Source organism: uncultured Microscilla sp., from assembly GCF_947493425.1.
In the GTDB taxonomy this organism is placed as follows: Bacteria; Bacteroidota; Bacteroidia; order Cytophagales; family Microscillaceae; genus Microscilla.
On sequence record NZ_CANLRP010000224.1, the window covers coordinates 1 to 11636 of the forward strand.

The 11636-nt window shown below is 39.0% G+C and carries 13 protein-coding genes; 6 read left to right on the forward strand and 7 right to left on the reverse strand.

Features of this window, described 5'->3' with window-relative positions; translation table 11 throughout:
• Positions 1–374 precede the first annotated feature (374 nt).
• Genes ccsA through Q0954_RS30355 form a run of 3 tightly spaced genes read left to right on the forward strand, consistent with a single transcriptional unit; the run spans position 375 to position 1811 of the window.
• The gene (ccsA, locus tag Q0954_RS30345; RefSeq protein WP_299464481.1) at positions 375–1082 is read left to right on the forward strand and encodes a cytochrome c biogenesis protein CcsA; all 708 of its coding nucleotides are present in this window, start codon (positions 375–377) and stop codon (positions 1080–1082) included.
• An 11-nt stretch (positions 1083–1093) separates the two neighbouring features.
• Complete coding sequence (locus Q0954_RS30350) at positions 1094–1339, forward strand: CcmD family protein (RefSeq protein WP_299464484.1); 246 nt, start codon at positions 1094–1096, stop codon at positions 1337–1339.
• Positions 1340–1373: 34 nt separating this feature from the next.
• The gene (locus Q0954_RS30355; RefSeq protein ID WP_299464487.1) at positions 1374–1811 is read left to right on the forward strand and encodes a cytochrome c maturation protein CcmE; all 438 of its coding nucleotides are present in this window, start codon (positions 1374–1376) and stop codon (positions 1809–1811) included.
• A 92-nt stretch (positions 1812–1903) separates the two neighbouring features.
• Here Q0954_RS30355 and Q0954_RS30360 read toward each other — a convergent pair whose 3' ends face one another.
• The 4 genes from Q0954_RS30360 to Q0954_RS30375 all read right to left on the reverse strand — a co-directional run bounded on the left by Q0954_RS30360 (position 1904) and on the right by Q0954_RS30375 (position 5677).
• Positions 1904–2656 (reverse strand): tRNA(His) guanylyltransferase Thg1 family protein, encoded by a 753-nt coding sequence (locus Q0954_RS30360; protein ID WP_299464490.1) that lies wholly within the window; start codon positions 2654–2656, stop codon positions 1904–1906.
• 10 nt (positions 2657–2666) lie between these two features.
• Positions 2667–3212 carry a DinB family protein gene (locus Q0954_RS30365; protein WP_299464493.1) on the reverse strand — a complete coding sequence of 182 codons (546 nt, stop codon included), beginning with the start codon at positions 3210–3212 and terminating at the stop codon, positions 2667–2669.
• A gap of 39 nt (positions 3213–3251) precedes the next feature.
• Entirely contained in the window at positions 3252–3695 is a 444-nt protein-coding gene (locus Q0954_RS30370) for an ATP-binding protein (RefSeq protein ID WP_299464495.1), read from the reverse strand.
• Positions 3696–4051: 356 nt separating this feature from the next.
• The gene (locus Q0954_RS30375; RefSeq protein WP_299464498.1) at positions 4052–5677 is read right to left on the reverse strand and encodes an ABC-F family ATP-binding cassette domain-containing protein; all 1626 of its coding nucleotides are present in this window, start codon (positions 5675–5677) and stop codon (positions 4052–4054) included.
• A gap of 327 nt (positions 5678–6004) precedes the next feature.
• Between Q0954_RS30375 and Q0954_RS30380 the strand changes: the two genes are divergently transcribed.
• Positions 6005–6880: a WG repeat-containing protein gene (locus Q0954_RS30380; protein ID WP_299464501.1), complete on the forward strand. Its 876-nt coding sequence runs from the start codon at positions 6005–6007 to the stop codon at positions 6878–6880.
• A 228-nt stretch (positions 6881–7108) separates the two neighbouring features.
• Positions 7109–7684 (forward strand): NADPH-dependent FMN reductase, encoded by a 576-nt coding sequence (locus Q0954_RS30385; RefSeq protein ID WP_299464504.1) that lies wholly within the window; start codon positions 7109–7111, stop codon positions 7682–7684.
• A 227-nt stretch (positions 7685–7911) separates the two neighbouring features.
• On the opposite strand, the gene Q0954_RS30390 is transcribed toward Q0954_RS30385, so the two are convergent.
• Positions 7912–8688: a hypothetical protein gene (locus tag Q0954_RS30390; protein ID WP_299464507.1), complete on the reverse strand. Its 777-nt coding sequence runs from the start codon at positions 8686–8688 to the stop codon at positions 7912–7914.
• Between the two features lie 117 nt (positions 8689–8805).
• Positions 8806–9321 (reverse strand): sigma-70 family RNA polymerase sigma factor, encoded by a 516-nt coding sequence (locus Q0954_RS30395; protein WP_299464510.1) that lies wholly within the window; start codon positions 9319–9321, stop codon positions 8806–8808.
• 607 nt (positions 9322–9928) lie between these two features.
• On the opposite strand from Q0954_RS30395, the gene Q0954_RS30400 reads away from it, so the two are divergent.
• Positions 9929–10918: a zinc-dependent peptidase gene (locus tag Q0954_RS30400; protein WP_299464513.1), complete on the forward strand. Its 990-nt coding sequence runs from the start codon at positions 9929–9931 to the stop codon at positions 10916–10918.
• Here Q0954_RS30400 and Q0954_RS30405 read toward each other — a convergent pair.
• Entirely contained in the window at positions 10915–11484 is a 570-nt protein-coding gene (locus tag Q0954_RS30405; RefSeq protein ID WP_299464516.1) for an alpha-ketoglutarate-dependent dioxygenase AlkB, read from the reverse strand. The genes Q0954_RS30400 and Q0954_RS30405 overlap by 4 nt on opposite strands.
• Between the last annotated feature and the right edge of the window lie 152 nt (positions 11485–11636).

Genomic DNA, 11636 nt, shown 5'->3' on the forward strand with positions numbered 1-11636 from the left:
GTTTTGTAGATAATGAGTACATATTTAGCCTCATAATGGTCATTTAAATTGTCATCACTAGATTTTATACAGAAGGATTTATATTACAAATTTACGGTTTGAGGCAAGGCTGCACAATACCCATTAATGGGTATTTTTTAGTTACTATTTTATTGATTTTCTTAATTGAATATATATGTATTCTCATAAATTGATTTTTAAGTTTATTTTGAGAATAAAAATAAGGCTTAATGAGGTGGTGGAGGTTATTCACCATTTTTGAATAAGGCATGTAAGAAATGCCTGCATACATCCTTCAAGTTTTTATTAAGAAGAAAATATTTATCATTAACTTTGCCCACGTATTATGACGATGATTATTAGATAACTTATATATGAAGAAATTCGCCTGGTGGAAACTTCTATGCGTAGTGTTGTTATTTTACACACTTGTAGGAGGTTTTCTATTTGATGTTCCCCGTAAAGACATACTCAACGAAACCATAAGGAACCTGTACTTTCATGTCACTATGTGGTTCAGTATGCTCATTATCTTTACTGTGTCAGTATATAACGCCATTCGTTACCTCAAAACCAACAATCCTGTGTATGACCATTATTCAGTAGAAGCCGCCAACACCGGGATTATATTTGGTGTGTTGGGACTGGTCACTGGAATGATTTGGGCTAGGTTTACCTGGTATATAGCCGACGGTGGCTATTGGAGTGGTGACCCTAAACAAAATATGGCGGCTATAGGTATCTTGATTTACCTGGCGTATTTTGTACTGAGAGGTTCGCTGGTAGACGAGCAGCAAAAAGCCCGAATATCAGCAGTTTACAATATTTTTGCTTTTGCAGCCCTTATTCCACTGTTATATATTTTGCCTCGTTTGGTGGCATCATTGCACCCTGGTAGTGCCGAAAATTCTACTTTTAATGTGCAAAACGATGTAAACTCAGCTATGCGGGTGGTGTTTTATCCTGCCATTATAGGTTGGTCATTGTTAGGCTGGTGGATCATTACTCTTAGAGTAAGGTTACGCAAAATAACCCAAACAATGATAGACAAAGAGTATGAAAAGGAAATAGCAGGATTTTAAAAATGATAATTATGCAGAAAATATTAAAAAAACTAACATTTGTCATTGCGTTTATATCACTTTCATTTATAAACTTGTATGCCCAAACTCCTAAGGCAAAACGCCCCTTTGATGCTCCTATGGCAGATGTACTGAGGCAAAATGGGAAAATATATGTAGTAGTATTGGTGCTGGGTATAGTACTAACTGGAGTATTTTTATACTTGATTAATTTGGATAGAAAAATAAAAAAACTTGAAAAGGAAGTACGTGGTTAACAAGGTAGCTTTTTCAGAATAAAATTTATACAGCATGAAAACATCACACATTATTGGTATTGTAGTAATAGCCATCGCCATTTCGATGATCATAGTAGCGGCAGGAGATGCCAGCCAATATGTAAGCTTTGACGAGGCGTTTGCCAAAGCCGAAAACGGGAACAGCCAAAAAGTCCATGTAGTAGGCAAGCTTAAAAAAGACAGTAATGGGAAATATACCGGAATGGAATATCGCCCACATATAGACCCTAACTTGTTTAAATTTATATTGGTAGACAACAAAGGTAATGCGGTAAAAGTAACTTATCATAGCCCCAAACCCAATGATTTTGAGCGAGCCGAACAAGTAGTAGTGGTAGGCAAAGCGCAAGGTAATGAGTTTGTAGCAAGCAAAATACTGATGAAGTGTCCATCAAAATATGAAGATGGGAAAGTGGAAACAATAGAAGCAGAATCTAAAAAGAAAATTTAAACTTGAGGTGCTTTATTATCCACCGCAAAAACTCCCTGACAGACCTGGTTTTGTCAGGGAGTTTTTAATTATAATAAAGCAAACTTTCTAAATTACAGCAAGTTGGTAAGAAAATTACTGTAGGCATCTTTCATAGGCAAGGCATCATTGGTTACCAGTGTTTTGCGTTGTGTCGTTACCTTCTCATTGGTTCGAGGGTTAACACCTTCTTTGTCTATAGTTGTCCAGTAAAAGCCTACCCCTCTTTTTTGCCACAAAGGTAAATCATTAAAGTTGATACCTGCCTGAAAAAGTAGCTCGTTTTTTTGAGCTACTGATAGCCCTGTTACTTTATCGTTGGCTTTTTTAGCCGAAATTCCTTGTTTTCTGAGCATCCAGTAGCAATGTGCATTCAGTGAATTCCGAAAAGCATCTTCATTGCGCCAGCGAAAATAATCTACTACATCTTGTTTGCGGGGCAGTTGCGATATTCTACAGTCAAAACTGGCCACCTGGTTAATCAATAGAGCAAACTTGGCGCTGGCTTCGGCTGCCAGCAACGACACCAGCTTGCGGGTTTTGCGTCCAAAAATATTTTCTTCCAGGTCAAACAGCAAAGATATTTCATCGCTTTCGGTGTAGCCGTATACAAACTTAAACCCACACGTCATCAGGTGAGTCGTAGTAGCCATCATGTAGTCTTTAAATCGCACATCAAAAGGTGTTTCGAGCGACAGGTTTTGCTTGGTAAGCTTGGTAAATCCTCTGCCATCGAGCCGGGCAACCATATACACATTGGGCAGTACCAGAAAATCGTTGGCGCTTTCGAAAACCCGCATTCTGGCATCCAGTTCATCAAATTTCATTTTGCTATATTTAGTTTAGTATATTTCGTAACAATCGCTTGATTCCTCGCAAGTGATGGCGGGTGTGATAAATTGTAAAAAAAAGCATTTCTCTGACTGATAACTTGCCTAACAGCGGATGAGGAATACAGTAGTTGTCCAGTTGATCATCATCCCATTGCTCTATTGCCAATATAAGCGCTTCTTTTGCTTGCACAAAAGCTTCAATCACTTCTTGTTTATCATGTGGGGTAAGCTTGGCCGGAACAAACCCTTTTTTTGCTTTAGCCCCTTGTGTGAGGAAGGTCTGATACTGCTTTACTAGTTGTTTGTAGTTCCAGGAGGCACGTTCAGGGGTACCAAAAACCTTGAGATGTTCGATATTGCCCAATAGTAGATCATTGATAGGTAAGGTAGACAGCACAAGGTGGTGAAGGTGTTGTCCGACTGACCATTGGTCTGCTGGACCTTGCATAAACTGAGCTGAGGTGAGGTTATACATAAAGCCTGATACTTGATCAAAAGCTTGAGTGATATGTTCTATAATGTCTAGTTTACTATGGATGGAGTCTGTCATTTTCTGAGGGGGTTAAATCTATAAAATTTGACCTGGGTTTTATATCTTCCAGGGGCTTATGTCAAAGCAATCATTGTGGTTGAGGCGTACATAAAATAATTGGTCGAAACCTTCGTCTAACGATGGCACCTCTAGGCGGTTATAGGTACCCTTGATTCCTTTTTCGGGAATGAGTGCCTTGCCAGAACGCAAATTATTGCGTGTGATGGCGTCTTTTATTTTAGACTCAAAATAATAGCCAATAATTTCATAACTTCTTGCCTTTGCCAGCATTATATACTGTTGTCGGTTTTGCCTTGTAGGATTGGTATTGTCTATGACAAAAGGTTGTTGGGTATTTAAACAAGCGTCTAAAAATACTTTTTCACGGTGGCGGGTACGCAGTAGGTCAAGACTAATGTGTACGTGGCTGTCAAAAAACTGTTGTTTGTAAAAAGTACTTTTTCCGGTAGCTTGTATGCCTGTAAATATAATGGCTTGCATGAGAAGCTTTATTACGAAAGTATAAGAATGTAAAATACGCTAATTCATCATACTAATTTTATACCAATAAATTTGCCCAATTGTTTGAACAGCTTTGATTTTGAATGCTTTAATTAGGGAGCAATTAAAAAATAGGATACCTTTTCTTTGTTAGCTATTTTATTCTGAGACGCGGCACATAGCAGAGCTACGGCGGCAAAAAGTAACAAAGCATCGGGGCAAAAGAGCAGCTACAAAATGGGTAAGTTATTTCTTGTTTGCTCCCTTACCATAATCAAAGCAAAAAAGCGAAACGGTACACTTGGGTACCCCTTCGCTTTTTGCTATAAAAACTACCCAATATGGGGGAGCATTGCCTAACTGTACATTTCTTCTCGTACCTTCTGAATATCCTCCCGCTCAAGGTATTCGTCATAAGACATCATGCGGTCAATCATTCCGTTAGGAGTAAGCTCAATGATACGGTTGGCCACTGTTTGCATAAACTCGTGGTCATGCGAAGCAAACATCACATTGCCCTGGTAGTCGATCAATGCATTGTTAAAAGCCGTAATTGATTCCAGGTCTAAGTGGTTGGTAGGCTCGTCTAGTACTAGCAAATTAGGTTGCTGAAGCATCATTTTAGATACCATACACCTTACCTTCTCACCTCCCGAAAGTACCGATGCACTCTTCAGTGTTTCTTCACCTGTAAAAAGCATACGTCCTAAAAATGTACGTACATAAGTTTCTTCGCGCTCTTCTTCGGTTTTGGTAAACTGACGCAACCAATCTATCAGGTTATCTTGTACTCCTTCAAAGTATTTGGTGTTATCATTAGGCAAATAAGCCGCAGTAATGGTTTGTCCCCATTTATAAGTTCCCTCTTCGGGCTCCAATTCGCCCATCAAGGTTTCAAAAAAGGTGCTCACCGCAAGGCTATCTTTAGACACAAAAGCTACTTTATCGCCCTTGTGCAGCATAAAACTAACCCCGGAAAATAATGTTTTACCTTCTATACTTTTCTTTAGGTTTTCAACCATTAGTATTTGGTCACCAGCTTCACGTTCGGGTTTGAACACAATGCCTGGGTAACGGCGGCTCGATGGCTTGATATCATCTACCGAAAGCTTTTCAAGCATTTTCTTTCTTGCTGTAGCTTGCTTTGACTTTGCTACATTGGCACTAAATCGCTCGATAAACGTTTGAAGTTCTTTACGTTTTTCTTCGTTCTTTTTGTTACGGTCAGATTGCTGACGGGCTGCTAACTGACTTGATTGATACCAAAAACTATAGTTACCAGTATGCAAGTTAAGCTTGCTATAGTCAATATCTGCAATGTGGGTACATACAGTATCTAAAAAGTGGCGGTCGTGAGATACTACAATTACTGTATTTTTAAAGTTGATAAGGAAGTCCTCCAACCATTTAATGGTGTGTACATCCAAGTCGTTAGTAGGTTCATCCAAAATCAGGATGTCAGGGTTGCCAAACAGCGATTGCGCCAACAATACTTTTACTTTATCGCCACCGTTTAGTTCGCCCATTGTTTTGGTGTGCAAGTCTTCGGTTACCCCTAAGCCGCTCAACAAACCAGCTGCGTCGCTTTCAGCATTCCAACCATCCATTTCGGCAAATTCAGCTTCCAGTTCCGAAGCACGCATGCCGTCCTCCTCGCTAAAGTCAGGTTTGGCATAAATAGCATCTTTTTCTTTCATGATGCTGTAGAGTTTGTCGTGCCCCATAATAACAGTTTCTAACACGGGATACTCGTCAAACTCAAAGTGGTCTTGTTTAAGCACTGCCATGCGCTCACCAGGGGTGATTTCTACATGACCAGTGGTAGGGTCTACATCACCTGATAGTATTTTTAAAAAAGTAGATTTTCCAGCGCCGTTGGCTCCAATTACGCCGTAGCAGTTTCCAGGGGTGAATTTTATATTAACTTCCTCAAAAAGGGTTCGTTTCCCGAATCGAAGGGATAGATTTGATACAGATATCATTTTGAATTAAAAAGTCAAATTTAGAAGTAGACCAAAAAAATAATTGCACAAAAGTATCAATATTTGGGATGAATGGAAAAGTTTTATTGTATTAATCAAAGAAGGCGTCACCAGGTGGGGAACATCTTGGGATGTAACTTGAAAAGATTGTAAGATAAAATAGTACAATTAGCATTCGTGTGACTTTTAAAGTTATAAAATTATTGTAGTAACAAGGGCTTTTTTTGTATGTTAGAAGAGAGGAATTATAACAAAAAGCTACACCCTTGCAGAGAAAGGTTAAGCAAAATCATTACTCTGATAAATAAAAGAACTATGAGAACAATTATGACATTAATTTTTTGCCTAATGACGCATCATTGGGCAACTGCACAACAATCTTTTGAGTGGGTAATTTCCCCGCAGTACAAACGTGCTGGAGCTTTTTCTCAAAAAATGGCGTTTGTAGCCCAAAATAACCGCTATGGCTATATCAACAGGGCAGGCAAAATGGTCATTGAGCCTCAGTTTGAAATGGTTTGGAATTTTGCCCCCAATGGCTTGGCAAGAGTACAAAAAAGCAATAAGCAAGGCTACATTAACCGAAAAGGCGATTTTGTGATTGCAGCACAGTATATCATTGCCGGAGATTTTTCGGAGGGGTTGGCGGCTATTCGCCAAGACAAAAAATGGGGATATATCAACAAAACCGGAAAGATGGTGATTAAGCCACAGTTTGACGAAGCCTGGGCTTTTTCGGCAGGGCTGGCACCCATCAAACAGCAAGGTAAATGGGGGTATATTAACAAAAAAGGAAAAATAGTGATTGCGCCTAAGTTCAGTGTTGCCGATGATTTTGTTGAAGGACTTGCTTGTGTAGAATACAACTACAGCTATGGGTTTATCAACCAAAAGGGGGAGTTTGTAATTAAACCTGTTTTTGCTAAAGCAGATGATTTTTCAGAAGGCTTGGCAAGGGTAGAAGACGAAGGTAAGTGGGGGTACATCAACAAAAAAGGTAAATATGTGATTAAGCCCAGTTTTGACGAGGCATTGGTTTTTGCAGAAGGTTTGGCACCTGTTGAAAAAAATGATCAATGGGGGTACATCAATAAAAAAGGCGAATTTGTGATTAAGCCTCAGTTTCAGGAAGCTTATGATTTTTCTGACGGAATAGCATTGGTACGTAAAGGCCGCAAGTGGGGGTATATAAAGCTAAAATAAAGCAATATGTACCAAGACAAAATTAAATATACCTAATATGCAAGTATAACTATCATATTATGAGAGAGTTATCTTTACTTGTAGCTTATAGCTAATTGCTTACTGCTACTTAGCCCATAGCATTCAGGCGATAGACGATAGTTGTTTTATGGGTATCAACAATAAAGTTAGCCTACAACATATTTTTTAACTTGATTCACTTTTACAACAAATTAACAATCTCAAACTATGTCGTTAAACATTGCTCTATTGTATGGCTCAGTACGCCAGAGTCGCAAAGGCATTCATGTAGCTCAATTTGTAGCCCAGCAGGTCGAGGCTCGTGGGCACACTGCTACTCTTATAGATCCGCTTGAATTACCTTTGCCATTACTCGACAAAATGTACAAAGAATATCCCGCAGGCGAAGCACCTGAAAATATGGAGAAAATAGCCCAAATACTTACCAAAGCCGATGGCTTTTTGGTGGTAAGTGGTGAATACAACCATAGTGTGCCTCCTGCCCTTAAGAATATGCTGGATCATTTTCAAAAAGAGTATTTCTACAAGCCAAGTGGGTTGGTCACCTATTCGCCAGGGGCGTTTGGCGGAGCCAGAGTAGCCATGCATTTACGCAACCTGACAGGAGAGCTGGGAATGCCCAGTATTCCTTCTATTATGTATTTTTCTAAAATAGGTCAGGTATTTAACAGCGAGGGAAAGCTTCAGGACGAAGCGTACCTCAAGCGCATTACCCGCTTCTTAAACGAGTTTGATTGGTACGCTGAAGCATTGCAAAAGCAAAGAGCTTTGGGAACACCTTAAAACCAAAAACTCAGCAATACTTCATGAACAGGGATTGCTGAGTTTTTTGAAAAATACTTGAAAAGCTTAGTAAAACTACAAAAATAACCTAATCCATAGAACGGCATCTCTGGCAGGGGTACTTCTCAAAAAAATAGTTCCATAGCTTTAGCTATGCAAAGATTTTTTCGCTCGTCCTCCCACCAAATATTTTGTCCTTTTGGAGTACTTTATTTTTTACGTTTTACTTACTTCCCAATCACCACATTTACTTTGTCTACTCCAGTGTTGCCAGTGCGGGCATCATACACATACACTATTATTTCGTACAAACCTGTATCAGTCGTTTTCAATACCCCTTCAAATGTATTGACTTGTTTGCCTAGCTTTAGCTCTACCGTTTTATAGCTTTCTCCATTACGTTTAATCAACGCCTTAGCTTCCATTTTGTCACCATCCCACAAGCCTCCTTTCGAAATGGTACAGCCACACATCATCACTACGTTGGCAATAATATTGATTTGATTCTTGGTTTTGCCCAAAGAAGTAAACGCGTGGGTTTGAGGTGCCAGTATGTCTATAATAAACCCCGGAACCTCTACGATAATGCCTTCCCCGGCAATGTCTTTGCCCGGAATAAGCCAAACTTGTGTTTGGGCAGTTACTGTGGCCTGTTTTTTATTATAAGGAGCCATCACTTGTATAGTGATAAAAGTGGGGGCTTTGATGTCTATAGTTGCCTCAAACTTGGCAGTGCGGTCATCAACAATAGATTGATAACGTTCGTGGGCTTTGCGCATAATGAGGTTGGTATTGCCAGTGCTGCCTTTGGTGATGCCTTTGGTCAAAATTTCGTTTGTGGCGGCATCTCTTATAATAACCATTGCACCACCTACCGATGAACCAATAAACTTTGCGTCTTTGGCTTTGGCGCGAACCACTACCTTGGTAGGCGTTGCCCAGGTTGTAACACTTAGGCTTAATAGCACTGCCAATGAAAGCATTTTATATACTTGCTTGATCATAACAATTATTTGATTTAAAAGTCTCAATGATTTGAAAGATCAAAATTGAAATAAAACTGCCTTTCATGCAAAAAAGCCGAATGTTTATTGACAAACATTCGGCTTGAGTAAAAAATGTTAAGATGTCCGCTTGACCAGCTTTTGAAATTTACGCTTAAGCGAAAACTTCTTTTTTCTGATTTCGTCGGGTGGGATGTTCAATACCTGTGCTATTTCCTGGTTGGTATACTCTTGCTGTATATACCCAAACAGGGTAAGCTCATCCTTGGTGAGGTGCAACTGACTAAGCCAGTGGTTCCATTCGCCCACTTGCTCGAAACGTTTCATTTGGCGGCAAATCTGACTGCTGCTAAAGGTAGCTTTGCAATGAGCCACATACTGAAGACTGTGTTGTCTTTTACGCAAAACATCTACTGCTTTGCGGTAACAGGTGCCCCAGAGAAAGCCAGGCATGTTAGCCACCTCTTTGCCTTGGTTAAGTTCCTCAAATAACTTGATGTAGGCATCATTTACCACATCTATACTTTCGGCGTCGTTTTGCAATACTTGTTGTGCTTTGGCAAGCAACGCCTTGTATAACTTTTGATCATTGAACAGGGCAGCAATTACTCCCTCTATAGATTTTTTTTTCATTATGTTCTATCTTGAATACCAGACAGATGAGAGCTAAGTAAAGCCGTCATCTGAATATTGTAATCTCGATAGAACTATATGCAATACGTGAATTTGATGCATAAGTGTTTTTGGGTAAATAAATATTGGTTTGGTTGCCTAAGTAACCAAAGCTATTTTATAACATAAGACGTACAACTCAGGCAAATGTCACCAGTAATAAAAAAGTTTTTACTCTTTTTGGCAATAATGACCCAAATGGTGTGTATATCCAATACTCCGCAGTGATTTTAGTCAAAGTTGGTTGCTGATTATCAAACGGTTATGAGTTTAAAAACTATTTAATTACGTGTTTAGGCGTAAAACAGAAACCCTTTGAAAAATAAAGCAAGTACACAAATTTAATGTAAGCTATTGATTTATAAGGATTAATAGGGTAAACATTTACTCGAATCCACTATGGACTATGGACTAAATGCTGTGGACTATTGTATATCTAGTGCTGATGTAAAAGTTGTAGTTACTTATCAACGTTGTTGTTTAGGCAGTCAGTGTTTGGAACAGGTAATTGTACGACAGTTATTGATTGCTATATTTAGATTACCTACTTTAACAAACCCCTAAAATTATGAGAACCTTTCTTTTGTTGTTGATCCTATATTGTGCCTATCTTAGCAGTGTATTTGCTCAAAAAGCCCAAAGCCTAAGCGATTATAAAATATATAACCTCAGTGGTTTTCAGGTGTATGTTCAAAAAACAGCTTTGACTCAACACCCCCACACTACCGGACAAGCTGTCAGTTTATTAAAGCATAAGTTGTTAATTATCAGTAAATTGCCCTTAAAAATGTCTGCTGAAAAGCATCTGAAAACTGTACGTGTTTTTATGGATTGGAACGCCAATGCCAAAAAGGCAGCACAATACCATATCAGTAAACAGTGGTTAATGAACAATGGATATATTCCTGAAATGGCTAAAGCAGTACACATTTCAAGCATTCAAAACTTTGTTAACTGGAGCAAACAAAATCAACCTGAAATGATCTTGCACGAACTGGCACATGCTTATCACGACCAAGTGCTTGGTGATGGGCACAGGGAGATTAAGCAGGCGTATGATAAGGCAATGAAATTGAAACTCTATGAAAGTGTAGGCTATAATGCAGGCAATGACAGCAAAATAACCAAAGCCAGGGCTTATGGAGCCAACAATCATCTTGAATATTTTGCCGAACTCACTGAGGCTTTTTTTGGCAAAAATGACTATTATCCTTTTACTAAGAAAGACCTCAAGCTCCATGATCCGAAAGCTTATGCTTTGCTGACAAAAATATGGCAAGGCAAAAACCTGAGTATCCACATCAATATTTCAAGTAAAAAATCGAAACAAAGCAGTAAACGAGCTACTTTGTTGTTAAAAAATAAAAGTAATGAGTTGCTATATGGTTATTGGGTAGACTTTCATGGTAAAGAAATATTTTACTTTAAAATAAGGGCAGGACAGGAGGTAAAACAGGCTACCTATACCAAACATTTATGGCGTTTGAAAAACACAGATGGTCGTTTAGTAAAAGAACTAAGACCAAGCCAGAGTTACCAAAAGGTGGTAATAGACTAAGTAACTACTTTCCTGAACGTGAGGTTTAGACGAGCTTCTGTTTTGTCTTTTTCGATAGGTACCTTGTGTACATATATATGTTGCATGTTGCCCTGCATAATCACAATATCTCCACTGTGTAAGGTGAATTTATGGCGGTCATCATGGTTGGTTTTATGCCGTACCCAAAAGTCCCGCGATTCGCCAAACGACATAGAAACAATGACTGGGTTGGTTCCTACACAAGAATCATCGTCTGAGTGCCAGTTTACCCGATCGTTGCCATCGCGGTAATATTGCAGCACTAATGCATTGAACTGTGCTGAGGCTAAGCTTTCTGCGACTGTTTTTAATTCCAGTAAAAAATCTGTCCAAGGCTCAGGGGTAAATACCAGCCCTGAATAGTCATAAGATTTCTCGCCATAATTAGCCGTCAGGCGAGGCAAATCCACGATTTTCCCTTCATTGTTGTGGCTTTTTTGTAACCACTTAATTTCTTTGAGCAACTCATCGAATGTTTGTTGGCAGTATTTTATATCAAAGTAGTTGCGGTAAATGACCAGACGGTTATCGAGGTAGGTGTTCATTGTATATAAGTTGTTTGCGCTGACAAGTGATACAAAATTACTCAAAGCCCCTAAATGTAAAAAACGAGACCCTAGCAGAATCTCGTTTTTCTTTCCTAACCACAAAGCTTATTAAATATCTTTGATTAATATATATTCAAACCAAAGACCAA